Here is a 17,999-nt window from a genome sequence, read left to right as displayed (position 1 = left end):
ATGGGTCAGCCACGGACGATCTGGTTCTTGCCCTGCCGCTTGGCCTGGTACATCGCCGCATCGGCCCGGGCATACAGGCTGTCCAGGGCCACATCTTCTTCGGTCAGTCCGGTCAGCCCCTGGCTCACTGTCACCCCGTATGTCTGCTCGCCATGGTTGAAGCTCAAACGCTGAATCTGCCGCTGCAAGCGTTCGGCAATCTGCTCTGCCACCTGCGTGTTGCAACCCGGGAACACCGCCGCAAACTCCTCGCCGCCAATGCGCCCGAACAGGTCGCCACGGCGTAGTACGGCCTTGCCGCTGTCGGCAATGTGTTGCAGCACCTGGTCCCCTTCCTGGTGGCCATAGCTGTCGTTGATGCGTTTGAAGTCGTCGATGTCCAGCAGCAGAAAGGCCAGCGGCGTGCCGTCTTCGCGGGCGCTGTCAAAGGCCTGCTGGGCGCATTCGAAGAAGTGCCTGCGGTTGCTGCTCTGGGTCAGCACATCAGTGGTGGCCAGGCGCTGCAATTCGCCTTCAAGCTGCTTTTTCTCGGTGATGTCTTCGGCGATACCGACAATGATTACTCGGTCGCCCTCGTGTTGCTGGTTGATGTAGCACTTGTCGCTTAGCCAGCGCAGTTGCCCGTCGGCATTCAGTATGCGGTACTCGCGGTCTTCCACCGAGCCCTTGAGCAGCACCTGTGCCAGGCTGCGTTCGGCGAACTCGAGGTCGTCAGGGTAGATGCTGTCGCGCCATTCGTTGTAGTCGGCCAGCACCAGGCTGGCCGGGCGGCCAAAGATGCGCTCGTAGGCGGGGCTTACGTACAGCACCTGACGGGTTTCCCAGTCGAAGGCCCACAGCACCGCGTTAACGCTGTCCAGCAACGAGCTGAACAACTGGTCGCGCTCGCTCAGGCGGGCTACCTCGCCTTGGGCGTGGAGTAGCGCCAGTAAAGTCTGGGCGGCTTCGGGAGGTGGGGTGCCGGGCAATGTCGTTGGAATGTTCTTGGCCATGTGCACGAAGCGGGTCTCGACGTAAAAGCGTGCGGCCAGCATCTGGCCCGCCACGCGGGCGATGTGCCAAATTTGAGTCAAGTCGAGGTGGCTAAGTTCCGAAAGGCACGCACCGCAATGGGGCGTGCCGATCAACGGCGGTCAGGCGCCGGAGGGGCGCAGGGAGTAGGTCTTGAGCTGCGCCGCGAAGTCGCGCAGGGCGTGGATGCCGCTGGTTTCGGCCTCGTGTATCCAGTCCTTCATGGCAGCCAGCATGTCGTGGCCGTTGGCGCTGGTGCGCGCCCAGATCTGCTGCAGGGCCAAGCGTTTTTCGTAAATGGTCTTCAGCGCCTGGCTATGGGCAAGCATCGACTCGATACGCACATGGTGGCGGTCTTCCAGCAAGCTGGTTTCGCGCGACAGCAGGCGCTTGGCGCGGCGGAAATGGTGGCGCACCGAGGCGTCCACCCGGGCCAGCTCCTGCTTGACCAGCGGGCCGATCACCAGCTTGCGGTACTGGGCCATGATCTGGAAGCGGTTGTTGAGGATGGCCATGGCAGTGTCCATGTCCAGGCTGGCCTTGCCCGCCACACGGTGGGCAATCGGCGCCACGCGCTGCACCTTGGCCAGGCGCAACAGGCAGAACAGGCGGATCCACGCCCAGCCCATGTCGAACTCCCAGCGCTTGACCGACAGTTTGGCCGAGTTGGGGTAGGTGTGGTGGTTGTTGTGCAGCTCTTCGCCACCGATGACGATGCCCCATGGCACCAGGTTGGTGGCAGCGTCGCGGCATTCGAAGTTGCGATAGCCGAGCGCGTGGCCCAGGCCGTTGACCACGCCGGCGGCCCAGAACGGGATCCACATCATCTGTACTGCCCAGATGGTAATGCCGGCGGTGCCGAACAGCAGCAGGTCGATCACCGCCATCAGCGCGATGCCACCCAGCTTGTAGCGCGAGTAGAGGTTGCGCTCGATCCAGTCATCCGGGCAGTTCTTGCCGTAGATGCGCAGGGTTTCGGGGTTGCGCGCCTCTTCACGGTACAGCTCGGCGCCCTTGCGCAGCACTGTGCCCAGGCCCTTGAACACCGGGCTGTGCGGGTCGTCCGGGGTTTCGCACTTGGCGTGGTGCTTGCGGTGGACGGCGGTCCATTCGCGGGTGTTCTGCGCCGTGGTCAGCCACAGCCAGAAGCGGAAGAAATGCTTGAGCGCGCCATTGAGCTCCAGGGCCCGGTGCGCGGAATAGCGATGCAGGTAGACGGTGACGCTGACAATGGTCACGTGGGTCATCAGCAGCGTGATGCCGACCAGTTGCCAGGCCGACAAGTCGAGCAGGCCGTTGTACCACATAGGTGTAAATACCCTCGAAATGCGGGGGGGAAGGGCTGATTATCCCTTGGCAGGGAAATAAAACCAGTCAAAGCTGACCACGCGATGTTTCACGCGATCGATGTGGGAGCGGGCGTGCCCGCCCCCATAGAGCACCAGAACCTTTATAATCGCCCTTCCTTTCTGATGGTCAATCCCACCCGACATGTCTGTTTCCGTTCGCGACGCCTTGCGCATGGCTGCGCTGTATGTGGTGCTCTCGATCCTCTGGCTGGCGCTCGCCGAGGTGATGCTGCACGGCATGACTGACGATCCCCTGGCACTGACCGTGGGGCGGCAGATCAACGTGGTGCTGTGGGTGTTGTTCAGTGCCGTGCTGATCTATGTGTCGCGCGTGCGGCTGCTGAACTTCATCGGTGTCGGTGCGCGCTTGCGCTGCGAGGACCGCGAGCGGCTGCGAATGGCCGCTGCGGTGTTTGACAGTACCCTCGAAGGCGTACTGGTTACCGACCGCCAAGGCCTGATCGTGCATGTAAACCGTGCCTTCATGCGCATCACCGGCTACCAGCAGGACGAGGTGATCGGCCAGCGCCCGAGCAAGTTCAAATCGGGCCGCCACGGCCAGGCGTTCTACCAGCAGATCTTTGCCACCCTGGCCGAGCAGGGCGAATGGAGCGGCGAAATCTGGAACCGGCGCAAAAGCGGCGAAATCTACCCGCAATGGCAGACCATCTGCGCCATCCGCGATGACGACGGTGAGCTGAGCCATTACGTAGCGGTGTTCAGTGACATCAGTGCGATCAAGCATTCGGAACAGGAGCTGGCCTACCTGGCGCACCACGACCCGCTGACCGGCCTGCCCAACCGCCTGCTGTTCAGCGACCGGGTCGAGCAGGCCCTGGCGGCCGCCCAGGCCAACAAGCGCGGTTGTGCCCTGCTGCTGTTGGACCTGGACCATTTCCAGAGTATCAACGACGGCCTGGGCCACACCATCGGTGACCAGTTGCTGAAGCTGGTGGGCGAGCGCCTGGGCGAGGTGCTGGGCAATGGCGTGACCCTGGCACGCCTGGGTGGCGACGAGTTCGGTGTGCTGGCCGAGAACTGCCAGCAGGTCGGCCAGGCGGGCAAGCTGGCGCAGTGCATTATCGAACGCATGCGCGAGCCGTTCGTGTTCGAGGAAAATCGCCTGTTCATAAGTGCCAGCGTCGGTATCAGCCTGTTCCCCAGCGACGCCTTGAGCGCCGAGCAGTTGCTGCGTAATGCCGATGCGGCGTTGTACAAGGCCAAAAGCAACGGGCGTGCCTGCTATGCGCTGTACACCGAAGAGCTGACCGCTCACGCCCAGCACCGGGTCGAGACCGCCGGTGAGCTGCGTCGGGCACTGGAGCAGGATGAGCTGCGGGCCTACTTCCAGCCGGTACATGATCTGGCAACAGGCCGACAGGTAGGGGTCGAGACACTGGTACGCTGGCAGCACCCCCAGCGCGGCCTGGTGCCGCCGGGCGAGTTCATCCCGATTGCCGAGCGCACCGGGCTGATTGCCGAAATCGACACCTGGGTGCTGCGCCAGGCCTGTCGGCAAATGGTGCAGTGGCAGGCCGAAGGCCGGCAGCTGGCGTTTGTGGCAGTGAACATCTCCAGCCGCCTGTTTGGCCAGCATGAACTGTACGGGCAGGTGGCCGAGGTGCTGCACGAGACTGGCCTGGCTCCGGCCCTGCTGGAATTGGAAGTGACCGAAAGCGCGGTGATGGAAGACCCGGAGGTGGCGCTGGAGCAACTGCATCGGCTACGCGAGCTGGGGGTGACCCTGGCCATCGACGACTTTGGCACCGGGTATTCGTCGTTGCTGCGGCTCAAGCGTTTGCCGGTGCAGAAGCTGAAGATCGATCAGGGGTTCGTGGCCGGGTTGCCTCTGGATGAGGATGACATCGCGATCGTGCGGGTAATCATTGCCCTGGCACGCAGCATGGGCATGCAGGTGCATGCCGAGGGCATCGAGCAGGCGGAGCAGGCCAGCTTCCTGCTGCTGGAGCAGTGCCAGCTGGGGCAGGGGTACTGGTTTGGTCGGCCGGTGCCGGCTGCGGATCTGCGCTGGGATTGAGACCCAGGGGCCGCTTGCGGCCCCCTGGCTATCGTTTGTTCAAGCCCTTCGCCAGGCGATCACCGCCCAGCTGGATCAACGCCACCAATGCCACCAGCATGGCAATCACGGTCAGCATGATCTGGCTGTCGAAACGCTGGTACCCATACCGATAGGCAATGTCGCCCAAGCCCCCGGCACCGATCGCCCCGGCCATGGCCGAGGAGTTGATCAGGGTCACCAGGGTAATGGTGAAACCCCCGACGATGCCCGGCAGCGCCTCGGGCAACAGCACGTGCCAGACGATGTGCCAGCGCCGGCAGCCCATGGCCTGTGCAGCTTCCACCAAACCATGGTCGACCTCGCGCAGGCTGACCTCGGCAATCCGCGCAAAAAACGGCGTGGCGGCAATGGTCAGCGGCACCACCGCCGCCCACACGCCGTAGGTGGTACCTACCACCAGGCGGGTGAAGGGGATCAGCGCGACCATCAGGATCAGGAACGGGATCGAACGGAACAGGTTGACGAAGGCGCCCAGCACCCGGTTCAGCAACGGTGCCTCGAAGATTCCGCCCTTGTCGCTGGTGACCAGCAGCACCGCCATCGGCACCCCCACCAGCAGGGCGATCAGCGACGACACGCCGACCATCAGCAAGGTATCGAGCAAGCCTTCCAGCAGGCGATCAAACCACATGGCCCAGTACCTCCACGTCCTCGGCCCAGCGGCGGGCACGTTCCAGCAGTTGATGGGTATCGTGCGGCGAGTGTTGCACCGACAGGATCAGTTGCCCCAAGGCATGCTCGCCAATGGTTTCCACGCTGCCCTGCAGCAGGCGCACGCGGCCGCCCAGATCGTTGAACAGGGCAGACAGCTCGGGTTCGCCGAGCAAGGTCAGTTTCAGTACCAAAGCGCTGTCGCGGCTAACCGGGTTCGCCCGCAAGCTGGCTTGCAGCGCGGCAGGCAACCTGGCCTGCAACGGTGCAAGCAGGGTGCGGGTGACCTCATGGCGTGGTGCGCCGAACACCCGCCAGACTTCGCCCTGCTCGACCACTTCGCCGCGCTCCAGCACGACCACCCGGTGGCAGATATCGCGGATTACCGCCATTTCGTGGGTGATCAGCACGATGGTCAGGCCCAGGCGCCGGTTGATGTCGCGCAGCAACTCAAGGATCGAAGCGGTGGTTTCCGGGTCCAGCGCCGAGGTGGCCTCGTCGCACAGCAGAATCTCGGGGTCGTGCACCAGCGCCCGGGCAATGCCCACGCGCTGTTTCTGCCCGCCGGACAGTTGCGCCGGGTAGACGTGGTGTTTTTCCTGCAAGCCGACCAGCTCCAGCAGCTCACGCACCTTGCGTTGGCGCTCGGCCTTGGCCACGCCGGCCACTTTCAACGGCAGCTCGACGTTCTGCCACACGGTCTTGGCCGACATCAGGTTGAAGTGCTGGAAGATCATGCCGATGCGCCGGCGCAGCGCGACCAGGTGGTCCTCGTCGAAGGGCGCGATGTCCACCTGGTCGATCAGTACCCGGCCCTGGCTGGGTTGCTCCAGGCGGTTGATGGTGCGCAGCAGGGAAGACTTGCCGGCACCGCTGCGGCCGATGATGCCGAAGATCTCGCCATGGCGGATGTTCAGGTCGATGCCTTGCAAGGCCGGTTGCGTCTGGCCAGGGTAGGTCTTGCCCAGGCCGATGAAGCGCACATGGGCTTCATTGACTTCCGGGCGCAGGGCCTGTTCCTTGACCGTTGGCGGCAATGGTTGTGGTGTAGGCGCCCTGAGCGCGCTGGCCTGGCTCATGTCAGCCTTCCCAGCCGGCTTGGTAGAGCTTGCCGTGGGCTTTGTCCAATGCTGCGCGCACCACCGGCGAATGCTGGTAGATGTCGACGAACCTGGCCAGCCGTGGGTCGTCCTTGCTTTGCGGGCGGATGACGAACTGGATCACGTATTCCTTGTTTTCCAGGCCGTCGAACAGCAATGCCGAGGTGGCATCGAAGGTGTTGGCCAGGCGGATGTAGGCGGGGTAGCCCTGCACCAGGTCGGCGTCGTCGTAGGCGCGTACCAGCTGAACCGCCTCGACCTGAAGGATTCTCAGCTTTTTCGGGTTGGCGACGATGTCGTCTTCGGTGGCCTTGTAGCCAACGCCGGGCTTCAGGGTGATCAGCCCGGCCTTGGCCAGCAGTTGCAGGCCACGGCCGCTGTTGATCGGGTCGTTGGCGATGGCGACGCTGGCGCCCTCAGGCAGCTCGGCGAAGCTTTTGTAATTTTTCGAGTACAGGCCAACGTTGTTGATGATGCCCGAGGCGTAAGGCACCAGGTTGAAGCCCGCAGCAGCCTTGGCGTTTTCCAGGAACGGGATGTGCTGGAAGTAGTTCACGTCGATGTCGCCGCTGTTGAGGCTGACATTGGGCGCAATCCAGTCGCTGAATTCGATCAGCTTCACTTCCAGGCCTTGCTTGTGCGCTTCTTCCACTGCGGCTTCCAGCGGAATGGCAAAGGCCGAGGTGGTGCCGATCTTCAGCGGTTCGGCAGCCAGGGCGCTGGCGGTCAGGCCCAGGGTGAGGGCAAAGGCCGCGACGGGCCGGAACAGTTTCTCAAGCATGGTGCAGGGCTCCAGTCGGGGCAGGGGTTGGGGTAAAGCGGTAGGTCGAGCCCGGGTGATCGGCGGGCAGGTGCGGGTGGTCGGCCTGGAACAACTTCTCGCGCAGGGTGCCTTCGGCGTAGGCGGTCTTGTAGCGGCCACGCTGTTGCAACTGCGGGATGACCAGGTCGATGAAGTCCTCGAAGCTTTCCGGGGTGACGGTGCGGGTCAGGTTGAAACCGTCCAGCCCGGTTTCGTCGATCCAGGCGATCAACTGTTCGGCCACCTGTTCCGGTGAGCCGACCAGGGTTACGTAGCGGCCACCCAGGGCGTGCTGTTCAAGCAGCCGACGGCGGGTCCAGGCGTTGTCCTGCAACTGGCGCGTGGCGGACTGGATGGCATTGCCCTGGCTGAAGCCAATCGGCTCGTCCAGCCCGTAGGCCGCAAAGTCGATGCCGGTGGATGCGGCGAAGTGCGCGACGCCGGCCTCGGGGCTTGCATGGCGCAGGTACTCGGCATGCTTGGCCTGGGCCACTTGCTCGGTGGCGGCGACGATCACCGTGATGCCCATGAACACTTTGACCGCTTGCGGGTCGCGCCCGGCGGCCTGGGCGGCAGCGCGTACCTTGTCGACCTGGGCGCGGGTGGCGGCCTTGTCCTGGCCGCTGATGAACACGCATTCGGCATGGTTGCCGGCGAACGCCAGGCCACGCTGCGAGCTGCCGGCCTGGAACAGTACCGGGGTGCGTTGCGGCGAGGGTTCGCTCAGGTGATAGCCCTCGACGTCGTAGAACTCGCCGTGGTGGCTGACCTTGCGCACCTTGTCGGGCTGGGCATACACACGCTGCTCGCGGTCTGCGACCACGGCGTCGTCGGCCCAGCTGCCTTCCAGCAGCTTGTAAAGCACTTGCAGGTATTCGTCGGCCTGGTCGTAGCGGCGGTCGTGCTCGGGTTGCTGCTCAAGGCCCATGGCGCGGGCGGCGCTGTCGAGGTAGCCGGTGACGATGTTCCAGCCCACCCGGCCATTGCTCAGGTGGTCGAGGGTGGAAAGGCGCCGCGCGAACAGGTACGGCGCCTCGTAGGTGAGGTTGGCGGTAAGGCCGAACCCTAGGTGGCGGGTGACCGCAGCCATGGCCGAAACCAGCAGCAGCGGGTCGTTGACCGGCAGCTGGACCGACTCCTTGAGGGTGACGTCCAGCGACTGGCCGTAGATGTCGTAGGTGCCGACGATGTCGGCGATGAACAGCCCGTCGAACAGGCCGCGCTCCAGCAGGCGCGCCAGGTTGGTCCAGTATTCCAGGGACTTGTACTGGGTCGAGGTATCCCGTGGGTGGGTCCACAGGCCGTGGTTGATGTGCCCGATGCAGTTCATGTTGAAGGCATTGAGCAGAATCTGTCTGGCCATCAGATGGTCCCCCGGCGTGGTGGGTTGGCATCGTTGAGGTAGTAGTTGCCAATCGCGTGATACTTCCAGCGCACCGGGTCGTGCAGGGTGTGCACGCGAGCGTTGCGCCAGTGGCGGTCGAGGTTGTGCTCGGCAAGCGTTGCCTGGCTGCCGCCCAGTTCGAACAGGGCGGTGCCGGCGGCGAGGGAAATCTCGGTGCTGATGGCCCGCGCTTCGGCCACGGCGATGGAGGCGGCGGCCACGTTGTCGGTGGTGCTGTCGTCGCGGGCGCGGTCGAGGTATTCGCCGGCGCGCTCCAGCAGGGCTTCGGCGGCATGCAGGCGGATCGCCAGGTGACCGAAGCTCTTCAGCGTCAGCGGATCATCCGTGGCCTTGTCCAGGCCGGAGTCGACCCACGGGCGGCTGCGTGTGCGCACGAAGTGCAGGGCGTCTTCATAGGCGGCGCGGGCGATGCCGGTGTCGATGGCGGCATGGAGGATTTGCGCCAGCGGCCCAACCGGGGTGGGGCGCTCGAAAGCGCTCTGGAACGGCACCACGTCGGCGGCGCTGACATACACGTTGTCGAACACCACCGAACCGCTGCCGGTGGTGCGTTGGCCGAAGCCGCTCCAGTCGTCGATCACCTGCAGGCCCTGGCTGTCGGCCGGGACGAAGGCCAGCTGCTGTACGCCTTGGTCGTCGACGACCGAGGTAGGAATGCGCTGGGCGTAGATGGCGCCGGTGGAGTAGAACTTGCGGCCGTTGATGCGAAAGCCCTCGCCGTCTCGGCTCAGGCGGGTGGTGCGCTCGTTGGCGGTCTTGGTGCCCAGCTCGGCCAAAGCATTGCCGAAGCGGCGGCCGGCGAGTACTTCGGCGTACAGGCGCTGTTGCTGTTCGGGGCTGCCGTTTACCCGCAGCACTTCCAGTCCGTAGAAATGGTTTTGCGGGATCTGCCCCAGCGAGCCGTCGGCCTGAGCGATACGGGCGATGACCTTGGCCAGGGTGACGTTGGACACGCCCGCGCCGCCAAAGGCCTTGGGCACACTGATGGCCCACAGGCCGGAGCGGGTGAACAGCTCCAGTTCGGCGTGGGGCAGGCGGCGCTCGCGGTCGCGCAGGGCGCTGTCGCGGCGCAGTTGCTGGGCGATGTCCTCGGCGACATTCAGGGCTTCGGTGTCGCTGGTGATGATTTTTGTAGTCATGTTGTTTCTCCGGGGCCATTGGGGCCGCGTTGCGGCCCTTTCGCGGCACAAGGCCGCTCCTACAGGAATGCGCGATCCCATGTCGGTACGCGATCCCGCGTAGGAGCGGCCTTGTGCCGCGATGGGCTGCAAAGCAGCCCCCAAGGCCTAAAAATCAGATCCAGGAATGCCGCGCAGGCAGGGTGCCGTTGAGGTGGTACGCGCCCACCGCGTGGTACTTCCAGCGCACCGGGTCGTGCAGGGTGTGCACCCGGGCATTGCGCCAGTGGCGGTCGAGGTTGAACTCGGCAAGGGTGGCGCGGCTGCCGGCCAGCTCGAACAGCTTCTCGCTGGCCTGCAGGGCAATTTCGGTAGTCAGCACCTTGGCCTCGGCTACCGCAATCGAGGCCCGGGCCGCGCTGGCTGCGTCGATGGGCGCAGCATTGACCTCGTCGAGTACCCGGGCGGCCCTGCGCAGCAGCGCTTCGGCGGCGTGCAGCTCAAGTTTCAGCCTGCCGATGTCGGCGATCACATAAGGGTCGTCGCTGGCGCGGTCCACGTTGGCTTCAATCCACGGGCGCGACTTTTCACGCACGAAGGTGATCGCATCATCGATTGCCGCTTCGGCAATGCCGGCGTCGATCGCCGCCTGGATCAGCTGCGAGGCTGCGCCCTGGATGTTGGGGATATCGCGCTGGCGCCAGTTGTCGATCACCAGCTCCGCGTCTACCGGCACCTGGTCCAGCAGCACAGTGCCGCTGGCGGTGGTGCGCTGGCCGAACCCGGACCAGTCATCGACGATGCGCAGCCCCGGGCTGCCACGGCGCACGAACGCCAGGCGCTGGCGGCCTTCGTCATCCAGTGCCTTCACTGCTACCCAGTGGGCGAACAGCGCACCGGTGGAATAGAACTTTTCGCCGCTGATGCGATAGCTATCGCCCGCGCGGGTGATCCGGGCCTTGAGGGTGAGCGTGTCCTTGGTGCCGCGTTCGGGGCCGGCATTGCCGATGCGCCAACCGTCGAGCACGCTGCGGAAGATCAGCGCCTGTTGCGCCTCGGTGGCCGTCAGGCGAATCAGTTGCAGCATGCCGAACTGGTTCTGCGGGATCTGCCCCAAGGCCGGGTCGGCGGCGCTGATCAGGCGGAACACTTCGGCTACGGTTTCGAACGACACGTCGGGGCCGCCGTGGGCCTTGGGTACGCTGATGCTGCCCAGGCCGCTGCGGGTGAACAGCTCGATCTCCGCCCACGGCAGTTTGCGTTGCTGGTCGCGGCGGGCGGCTTGCTCGCGGGCAACCTCGGCCAGTTCGCGGGCCGCTTGCAAGGCTTCGGCGTCGTTGCGCAGTACCTTGGCCGGCAGCAGCAGGGGCGAGCTGTCGAGATCGCTATGGAATTGGGTATTTGGCTGGCTGGACATCAGTACCGCTCCTTGGCTGCACTCAATGCCCTGGCGATACGCACTGGGGTGATTGTGATCCTGACCATTCCTGACCTCACAAAAAAGTTGTGTCGCTACAGCTGGTCGCGACAAAGGTGTGCTGGTCCGGTGGTCCGGTTTATATACCCTAATGCTTTATAAAAAGTTTATGAACTAACTCTTTGGAATATGTATAGATGGAAGGGGGAGAGTGGCTGTTTCAGGCAGGCGCGATCGGTGTAGGAGCGGCCTTGTGCCGCGAAAGGGCTGCGCAGCAGCCCCGGCAATCTCAGCGGTGTTGCTGAAACCTGGGGGCAGCTGCGCAGCCCTTTCGCGGCACAAGGCCGCTCCTACAGGGATCTGCGTCTGTGCGTGATTACTCGGAGGCAGCGGTGCCGAGGAACTTGCGCAGGAACTGGCGGGTACGCTCTTCCTTCGGCGCCGCAAACAGTGCCTTGGCCTCGCCCTGTTCCACGATCACGCCCTTGTCGAAGAAGATCACCCGGTTCGCCACGTCCCGGGCAAAGCTCATCTCGTGGGTGACGATGATCATGGTGCGTTTCTCTTCGGCCAGGCCACGGATGGTCGCCAGCACTTCACCCACCAGCTCCGGGTCCAGTGCCGAGGTGGGTTCGTCGAACAGGATCACCTCCGGCTCCATGGCCAGGGCGCGGGCGATGGCCACCCGTTGCTGCTGCCCGCCGGACAGGCGCCGTGGGTAGGCGTCTTCCTTGCCCGCCAGGCCGACCTTGGCCATCAGGCGCCGCCCCAGCTCGATGGCCTGCTCGCGGGGCGTCTTCTTGACGATCACCGGCCCTTCGATCACGTTCTCCAGGGCGGTGCGGTGTGGGAACAGGTTGAAGTTCTGGAACACGAACCCGGCCTGCTGGCGCAAGCGGCGTATCGCACTCTGCTGGCCACCCAGCGGGCGGTTGGCATCGATGCTGATGGCGCCGATCTTGATCTGCCCGGCGTCGGGGGTTTCCAGCAGGTTCAGGCAGCGCAGGAAGGTGGTCTTGCCCGAGCCGCTTGGGCCGATGATGGCCACCACTTCGCCGGGCTGCACGGTCAGGTCGATGCCGTTGAGCACGGTCTGGCCCTTGAAGCGCTTGGTCAGGCCTTTGACTTCAATCATGCTCATTGCTCCTGGTCATGCTGGTTGACCCGCGCTTCCATGCGGTTCTGGAAGTGCGCGAGGATGCTGCACAGCACCCAGTAGATGACCGCGACCGCCACGTACATGGTGAACACTTCGAAGGTGCGTGCGGTAATCAGCTGCGCCTGGCGGAACAGCTCGGGCACCTGGATGGTCGCCGCCAGGGCAGTGTCCTTGACCAGCGAAATGAAGCTGTTGCCCAGCGGTGGCAACGCGGTGCGCAAGGCCTGTGGCAGGATCGCCCGGTGCATGGCTTGCACGCGGGTCATGCCAATGCTGGCGGCTGCTTCCCACTGGCCACGGTCGATCGAGGAAATTGCAGCGCGCAGGATTTCGCAGATGTAGGCCGCCATGTTCAGCGACAGGCCGATCAGCGAAGCCGGGATGGGGTCGAGTTCGATGCCGATCTGCGGCATGCCGAAATAGATCACGAACAGCTGCACCAGCAGCGGCGTGCCGCGGAAGAACGACACGTAGATCCGCGCCAGCCAGTTCAGTGGCAAGATCTTCGACAGCCGCATCAACGCCAGGGCAAAGCCCAGCAGCAGGCCGAAGAACATGCCGCCGACACTGAGCAGCACTGTATAACCCGCGCCCTTCAGCAGGAAGGGCGCGGAGTCGACAACGAGTTGCAGGCTTTCAGCAATCATTTGGTGACATCGGCACCGAAGTATTTCTCGGACAGCTTGGGCAGCGTACCGTCAGCCTTGAGCTTGTCGATGGCCTTGTTGATGGCCGCCAGCAATTCAGGCTCGCCCTTGCGCAGGGCCACGCCGCTTTCCAGGCGCGAGAAGGCATCGCCGGCCAGTTCGGTGTCTTTGGCTTTTTGCGCGTATTCCAGCGCGGCCAGGCGGTCGATCAGGATGGCGTCGATACGGCCGTTGCGCAGGTCGGCGAACTTGCTCGGGTCGTCTTCATAGGTGCGCACTTCGGCTTTCGGGACGTCTTGCTTGACCCACTGCTCGTAGTTGGTGCCCAGGCCCACGCCGACTTTCTTGCCAGCCAGGTCTTGCGCAGTCTTGATGTTCAGGTCCGCGGCTTTCTTCTTCAGGATCAGGGCCTGGATACCCGAAACGGTGTAGGGCTCGGAGAAATCGTATTTCTTCTTGCGCTCCTCGGAGATGGTCACCTGATTGACCACTACGTCCAGGCGCTTGGATTCCAGCGCGGCAAGGATGCCGTCCCACTTGGTCGGCTGGATCTTGGCCTTGACCCCCAGCTCCTTGGCCAGCAGTTCCGAAAGCTCCACCTCGAAGCCGGCCAGCTTGCCGTTCTCGTCCTGGAAGCTGAACGGTGGGTAGGTGCCTTCGAGGCCGACGTTGATCACGCCTTTTTCCTGGATGGTCTTCAACTGCTCGCCGGCGAACGCCTGGCTGAGCAGGCCGGCACCCAGCAGGATGGCCAGGCTGGCGTTGAGTAGCGGTTTGGCGAATTTCGACATGTCAGAGCCCCGCGCTTGTTGTGTAAGTAGTGAGGTGGCGACTATAGGGTCGGCTGCTTAGGCCAGGAAATAATAAAAAATTATTTTGTTATTCCATTTTTAGTTTGTGCCAGGTGTTGGCTGCTTTGAGGGTAGGCGAGGATGCTCGCTACGTCATCGCGGCTTATGCCTGACTTAGCGCAGGATGGAATAAAGCGTTGTTTTTTCCAAGGGACGGATTTGCCGTAGAGTGGATTGCATGTAGGCAGGCTCGGCCTCTTCGCGGGTGAACCCGCTCCCACAGGGACCGCGAAAGGCTCGGGCCTGGCGAAAAAAACCAGATGGCCTATACGGCAGGAGAAAACCGTGAGCGAACAACCTTCATCCGCGCACTGGCAGTTGCACAGCATTGTCACCGGCCTGCGCGGCGCCCGTGAGCAATGGCGCACCCGCAATGGCCGCAGCATTGGTGAGCAGGGCGGGCGCGAGCTGCCGTCGCGCGAGGCGATGCGACAAATTCTCGAGCAACTGTGCGGCGCGTTGTTCCCCATGCGCCTTGGGCCTGTGGACCTGCGCGAAGAGAGCGAAGACTTCTACGTTGGCCATACCCTGGATGCCGCGCTGACCGCCTTGCTGACCCAGGCGCGCCTGGAGTTGCGCTACGCCGCCCGGCAAAGCAAGGCTCAACTGGCCAGCGTCGATGGCCATGCGTTGAAGCTGATCCAGGGCTTTGCTGCTGCGCTGCCGGAACTGCGAGTGCTGCTCGACACCGACGTGCTGGCCGCCTATCACGGCGACCCCGCCGCGCGCAGCGTCGATGAAGTGCTGCTGTGCTACCCGGGCATCCTGGCGATCATCCATCACCGCCTGGCGCATCACCTGTACAAGGCCGGCCTGCCGCTGCTGGCGCGGATCAGCTCGGAGCTGGCGCATTCGGCCACCGGTATCGACATCCACCCCGGCGCGCAGATCGGCCCGAGCTTCTTCATCGACCACGGCACCGGCGTGGTCATCGGCGAAACCGCGATCATCGGCGAGCGCGTGCGCATCTACCAAGCGGTGACCCTGGGCGCCAAGCGCTTCCCCAGCGATGAGTCCGGCACCCTGCACAAAGGCCTGCCGCGCCATCCGATTGTCGAGGACGATGTGGTGATCTACGCCGGGGCCACGGTGCTGGGGCGTATTACCATCGGCAAGGGTTCGACCATTGGCGGTAACGTGTGGCTGACCCGCAGTGTGCCTGCTGAAAGCAACATCACCCAGGCCAACCTGCAGCTGGATTGCCAGGACAAGAACTGATCTGGCATTGATATTAGCTGCACTGGCCTCTTGGCGGGCAAGCCCGCGAAGATGCCAGTGCAGGAGGACGCCAATCAGCGGCCCAATTCGCATTGAAATCCGATCCATGTTTAACTTGAACGCTTGTTCAATGTAAAAACGCTGGTCCGCTGCCGGTGTTCAACAGGAGGATTCCTTTGCTGAACCCGTTCATTCCGAACCTCACGTCATTCGACGAGGTGCACGCCCGATGAGTGCACCGAACCCTTCCGCCGCTAACGGCAAAATCCGCATGAACCCCCCGGTGTTCTACTTTGCGGCAAGTTTCATCCTCATCTTTGGCCTGGTAGTCATCTCCAACCCGCAAGCCGCAGGCGACTGGCTGCTGGCGGCGCAGAACTGGGCGGCCAACACGGTCGGCTGGTACTACATGTTGGCCATGACGCTGTATCTGGTCTTCGTGGTGGTCACCGCCTTGTCCGGCTACGGCAAGATCAAGCTCGGTGCAGACCACGACGAACCCGAGTTCAGTTACCTCTCGTGGGCCGGCATGCTGTTCGCCGCCGGTATCAGCATTACCCTGTTCTTCTTCTGCGTTTCCGAACCGCTGACGCACATGCTGCAACCGCCCCAGGGCGAAGCGGGCACGGCCGAGGCCGGGCGCCAGGCGATGCAGATCCTGTTCCTGCACTGGGGCCTGCATGGCTGGGGCGTATTCGCCTTTGTCGGCATGGCGCTGGCCTACTTCGCCTACCGCCACAACCTGCCGCTGGCGTTGCGTTCGGCGCTGTACCCACTGATCGGCAAGCGCATCAACGGCCCTATCGGCTACGCAGTGGATGGCTTCGGTATCATTGCCACGGTGTTCGGCCTGGGTGCCGACATGGGCTTTGGCGTACTGCACCTGAACGCCGGCCTGGACTACCTGTTCGGTATCAGCCACAGCCAGTGGGTACAGGTGATCCTCATCACCCTGATGATGGGCGCGGCAGTGGCCGTGGCCGTTGCCGGGGTGGAGAAGGGCGTGCGGGTGATGAGCGACATCAACCTGTTCCTGGCCTGCGCGTTGCTGTTGTTCGTGCTGTTTGCCGGGCCTACCCAACACTTGTTCAACACGCTGATCCAGAACCTGGGTGATTACCTGGGCGCTCTGCCACGCAAGAGCTTTGATGTGTATGCCTACGGTGATAACCGCGACTGGCTGGGCGGCTGGACAGTGTTCTACTGGGCCTGGTGGATTGCCTGGGCGCCGTTCGTGGGCCTGTTCATCGCGCGCATTTCCCGCGGCCGCACCATCCGCGAGTTCGTCTTTGGCGTGCTGCTGATTCCGCTGGGCTTTACCCTGGCGTGGATGTCGATCTTCGGCAACAGCGCCCTGGACCAGGTCATCAACCACGGCATGACCGCGCTGGGCCAGTCGGCACTGGATAACCCGTCGATGAGCCTGTACCTGCTGCTGGAAACCTACCCGTGGAGCAAGGTGGTGATCGCCACCACGGTGTTCATCAGCTTCGTGTTTTTCGTGACCTCCGCCGACTCGGGCACTGTGGTGCTGTCGACTCTGTCGGCCAAGGGTGGCGACGCGGACGAGGACGGGCCGAACTGGCTGCGCATCTTCTGGGGCGCGATGACGGCGCTGATCACCAGTGCACTGCTGTTCGCGGGCAGCATCGACTCGCTGAAGTCGGCGGTGGTGCTGACCTCGTTGCCGTTCTCGCTGATTCTGCTGTGCATGATGTGGGGGCTGCACAAGGCGTTTTACCTGGAGTCGCAACGGCAGATCGCGCAGATGCACTCGCTGGCCCCGTTCGCCCAGTCACGTCGCGGCCGTGGCGGCTGGCGCCAGCGCCTGAGCCAGGCCGTGCACTTCCCGTCGCGTGATGAGGTGTACCGCTTCATGGACGACGTGGTGCGCCCGGCGATCGCTGATGTGCGCGAAGTGTTCGAGCAGAAGGGCCTGGTGCTGATTACCCAGGACGACCCGAGCCACGACAACGTCAGCCTGAAGATTGGCCATGGCGAGGAACAGCCGTTCATTTACCAGGTGCAGATGCGTGGCTACTTCACGCCGTCGTTCGCCCTGGGTGGGCTGGGTACGCAGGAGTTGAAGAACCGCCGCTATTACCGGGCGGAGGTGCACCTGAGCGAAGGCAGCCAGAACTATGACCTGGTGGGCTACAGCAAGGAGCAGATCATCAACGACATCCTCGACCAGTACGAGCGGCACATGCAGTACCTGCATCTGGTCCGTTAGATTGCCGGGGCCGCTTTGCGGCCCATTCGCAGCACAAGGCTGCTCCTACAGGGGTACGCGATCCCCTGTAGGAGCAGCCTTGTGCTGCGAATGGAGGCCAAAGGCCTCGCAAAAACTGTCAGAAAGGTGCATCCCCCAGGATGGTCGCCCGGTGCATCACCCGCCGGTTCGGCCGGTAATCATCCACCGCAAAATGCTGGGTGACGCGGTTGTCCCAGAACGCCACGTCATTCTCCTGCCAACGCCAGCGAATGCTGAACTCCGGTCGCGTCGCATGGGCGAACAGCAGCCTCAGCAGCGCATCGCTTTCCAGCTCGCTCAGCTCATTGATGCGCGTAGTAAACCCTTCATTGACGAACAACGCCTTGCGCCCGCTCACCGGATGCGTGCGCACCACCGGGTGCGACAGCGGCGGGTTGTTGCGCCGCGTGGCCTCCCAGCGCGCCAGGTCTTCCGGCGTGGTGCCAAAACGCTCCAGCGGAAACGACTTGGTAAAGTCGTGGGTGGCGGTCAGCCCGTCGAGCATTTCGCGCAGCGGCGCCGACAAGGCCTCGAAGGCCGCGATACCGCTGGCCCACAGGGTATCGCCACCGTAGGCCGGCAACTGCTTGGCGCTGAGCACCGCGCCCAGTGCCGGGGTCGGCAAAAAGGTCACGTCGGTGTGCCACACGGCGTTGTCGCGTACATCGGTGACTGCCGTATCGAGCACCAGCACCTGCGGGGTTTCCGGCACGTTGGGGTAGATCGGGTGAATGTGCAGGTCGCCGAAGCGGGCGGCAAAGCGCGCCTGCTGCTCGGGGTTGATCGGCTGGTCGCGGAAGAACAGCACCTGATGCTTGAGCAGCGCCTGCTCGATGGCGTCGCGTTCTTCTGCAGTGATATCGCGGCTGATGTCCACGCCGCTGATCTGGGCACCGAGGGCCGGGCTGAGAGGGGTAACGGTCAGGCTCATGTCTTT

Annotated in this window: 15 protein-coding genes; 3 read left to right on the top strand and 12 right to left on the bottom strand. The window is 63.7% G+C overall.

Going from position 1 to position 17,999, the window contains the following annotated elements; genetic code table 11:
• Positions 1 to 5: 5 nt before the first annotated feature.
• A complete protein-coding gene (locus SB765_RS19080) occupies positions 6 to 1,034 on the bottom strand; it encodes a GGDEF domain-containing protein (RefSeq protein WP_258654621.1) in 1,029 nt (342 codons plus the stop codon).
• A 99-nt stretch (positions 1,035 to 1,133) separates the two neighbouring features.
• Complete coding sequence (gene desA / locus SB765_RS19075) at positions 1,134 to 2,318, bottom strand: delta-9 fatty acid desaturase DesA (RefSeq protein ID WP_341797294.1); 1,185 nt, start codon at positions 2,316 to 2,318, stop codon at positions 1,134 to 1,136.
• Positions 2,319 to 2,502: 184 nt separating this feature from the next.
• Between desA and dibA the strand changes: the two genes are divergently transcribed.
• Positions 2,503 to 4,398 (top strand): phosphodiesterase DibA, encoded by a 1,896-nt coding sequence (dibA, locus tag SB765_RS19070; protein WP_410911090.1) that lies wholly within the window; start codon positions 2,503 to 2,505, stop codon positions 4,396 to 4,398.
• Positions 4,399 to 4,426: 28 nt separating this feature from the next.
• Here the strand turns inward: dibA and SB765_RS19065 are convergent, their stop codons facing one another.
• The 9 genes from SB765_RS19065 to tcyJ form a co-directional block, all read right to left on the bottom strand.
• On the bottom strand, positions 4,427 to 5,071 hold the full coding sequence (locus tag SB765_RS19065; RefSeq protein WP_008096606.1) for a methionine ABC transporter permease: 645 nt from the start codon (positions 5,069 to 5,071) through the stop codon (positions 4,427 to 4,429).
• The gene (locus tag SB765_RS19060) at positions 5,061 to 6,170 is read right to left on the bottom strand and encodes a methionine ABC transporter ATP-binding protein (protein ID WP_410911091.1); all 1,110 of its coding nucleotides are present in this window, start codon (positions 6,168 to 6,170) and stop codon (positions 5,061 to 5,063) included. Before SB765_RS19060 ends, SB765_RS19065 begins: the two co-directional genes overlap by 11 nt.
• Position 6,171: 1 nt before the next feature.
• Positions 6,172 to 6,972: a MetQ/NlpA family ABC transporter substrate-binding protein gene (locus SB765_RS19055; protein WP_049274603.1), complete on the bottom strand. Its 801-nt coding sequence runs from the start codon at positions 6,970 to 6,972 to the stop codon at positions 6,172 to 6,174.
• Positions 6,965 to 8,356 (bottom strand): LLM class flavin-dependent oxidoreductase, encoded by a 1,392-nt coding sequence (locus SB765_RS19050; RefSeq protein ID WP_410931751.1) that lies wholly within the window; start codon positions 8,354 to 8,356, stop codon positions 6,965 to 6,967. The genes SB765_RS19055 and SB765_RS19050 overlap by 8 nt, the downstream gene beginning before the upstream one ends.
• The gene (locus SB765_RS19045; RefSeq protein ID WP_410911094.1) at positions 8,356 to 9,537 is read right to left on the bottom strand and encodes an SfnB family sulfur acquisition oxidoreductase; all 1,182 of its coding nucleotides are present in this window, start codon (positions 9,535 to 9,537) and stop codon (positions 8,356 to 8,358) included. Before SB765_RS19045 ends, SB765_RS19050 begins: the two co-directional genes overlap by 1 nt.
• Positions 9,538 to 9,691: 154 nt before the next feature.
• Positions 9,692 to 10,933 carry an SfnB family sulfur acquisition oxidoreductase gene (locus tag SB765_RS19040; RefSeq protein WP_341797301.1) on the bottom strand — a complete coding sequence of 414 codons (1,242 nt, stop codon included), beginning with the start codon at positions 10,931 to 10,933 and terminating at the stop codon, positions 9,692 to 9,694.
• Positions 10,934 to 11,309: 376 nt separating this feature from the next.
• The gene (gene tcyN, locus SB765_RS19035; RefSeq protein WP_016497536.1) at positions 11,310 to 12,068 is read right to left on the bottom strand and encodes an L-cystine ABC transporter ATP-binding protein TcyN; all 759 of its coding nucleotides are present in this window, start codon (positions 12,066 to 12,068) and stop codon (positions 11,310 to 11,312) included.
• Between the two features lie 2 nt (positions 12,069 to 12,070).
• On the bottom strand, positions 12,071 to 12,739 hold the full coding sequence (gene tcyL, locus SB765_RS19030) for a cystine ABC transporter permease (RefSeq protein ID WP_410931750.1): 669 nt from the start codon (positions 12,737 to 12,739) through the stop codon (positions 12,071 to 12,073).
• Complete coding sequence (gene tcyJ / locus SB765_RS19025) at positions 12,736 to 13,530, bottom strand: cystine ABC transporter substrate-binding protein (RefSeq protein ID WP_341797302.1); 795 nt, start codon at positions 13,528 to 13,530, stop codon at positions 12,736 to 12,738. Before tcyJ ends, tcyL begins: the two co-directional genes overlap by 4 nt.
• 345 nt (positions 13,531 to 13,875) lie before the next feature.
• Here tcyJ and epsC point away from each other — a divergent pair, with 345 nt between their 5' ends.
• Complete coding sequence (epsC, locus tag SB765_RS19020; RefSeq protein ID WP_410931749.1) at positions 13,876 to 14,808, top strand: serine O-acetyltransferase EpsC; 933 nt, start codon at positions 13,876 to 13,878, stop codon at positions 14,806 to 14,808.
• Between the two features lie 229 nt (positions 14,809 to 15,037).
• The gene (betT, locus tag SB765_RS19015) at positions 15,038 to 17,041 is read left to right on the top strand and encodes a choline transporter BetT (protein WP_341797304.1); all 2,004 of its coding nucleotides are present in this window, start codon (positions 15,038 to 15,040) and stop codon (positions 17,039 to 17,041) included.
• A gap of 118 nt (positions 17,042 to 17,159) precedes the next feature.
• Here betT and tauD read toward each other — a convergent pair whose 3' ends face one another.
• Positions 17,160 to 17,993: a taurine dioxygenase gene (tauD, locus tag SB765_RS19010; protein ID WP_016497541.1), complete on the bottom strand. Its 834-nt coding sequence runs from the start codon at positions 17,991 to 17,993 to the stop codon at positions 17,160 to 17,162.
• Positions 17,994 to 17,999: the final 6 nt, after the last annotated feature.

The organism is Pseudomonas sp. SIMBA_067 (genome assembly GCF_046534675.1).
Classification (GTDB): Bacteria; Pseudomonadota; Gammaproteobacteria; order Pseudomonadales; family Pseudomonadaceae; genus Aquipseudomonas; species Aquipseudomonas putida.
This window is presented reverse-complemented; position numbering and strand designations above follow the sequence as displayed.

Excerpts from the sequence above, each read along its gene's own strand:
- SB765_RS19040 (WP_341797301.1), bottom strand. The coding sequence starts at position 10,933 with ATGTCCAGCCAGCCAAATACCCAATTCCATAGCGATCTCGACAGCTCG.
- SB765_RS19065 (WP_008096606.1), bottom strand. The coding sequence starts at position 5,071 with ATGTGGTTTGATCGCCTGCTGGAAGGCTTGCTCGATACCTTGCTGATG.
- tcyN (WP_016497536.1), bottom strand. The coding sequence starts at position 12,068 with ATGATTGAAGTCAAAGGCCTGACCAAGCGCTTCAAGGGCCAGACCGTG.
- dibA (WP_410911090.1), top strand. The coding sequence starts at position 2,503 with ATGTCTGTTTCCGTTCGCGACGCCTTGCGCATGGCTGCGCTGTATGTG.
- tauD (WP_016497541.1), bottom strand. The coding sequence starts at position 17,993 with ATGAGCCTGACCGTTACCCCTCTCAGCCCGGCCCTCGGTGCCCAGATC.
- SB765_RS19080 (WP_258654621.1), bottom strand. The coding sequence starts at position 1,034 with ATGCTGGCCGCACGCTTTTACGTCGAGACCCGCTTCGTGCACATGGCC.
- SB765_RS19060 (WP_410911091.1), bottom strand. The coding sequence starts at position 6,170 with ATGAGCCAGGCCAGCGCGCTCAGGGCGCCTACACCACAACCATTGCCG.
- SB765_RS19050 (WP_410931751.1), bottom strand. The coding sequence starts at position 8,356 with ATGGCCAGACAGATTCTGCTCAATGCCTTCAACATGAACTGCATCGGG.
- SB765_RS19055 (WP_049274603.1), bottom strand. The coding sequence starts at position 6,972 with ATGCTTGAGAAACTGTTCCGGCCCGTCGCGGCCTTTGCCCTCACCCTG.
- betT (WP_341797304.1), top strand. The coding sequence starts at position 15,038 with ATGAGTGCACCGAACCCTTCCGCCGCTAACGGCAAAATCCGCATGAAC.
- SB765_RS19045 (WP_410911094.1), bottom strand. The coding sequence starts at position 9,537 with ATGACTACAAAAATCATCACCAGCGACACCGAAGCCCTGAATGTCGCC.
- tcyJ (WP_341797302.1), bottom strand. The coding sequence starts at position 13,530 with ATGTCGAAATTCGCCAAACCGCTACTCAACGCCAGCCTGGCCATCCTG.
- desA (WP_341797294.1), bottom strand. The coding sequence starts at position 2,318 with ATGTGGTACAACGGCCTGCTCGACTTGTCGGCCTGGCAACTGGTCGGC.
- tcyL (WP_410931750.1), bottom strand. The coding sequence starts at position 12,739 with ATGATTGCTGAAAGCCTGCAACTCGTTGTCGACTCCGCGCCCTTCCTG.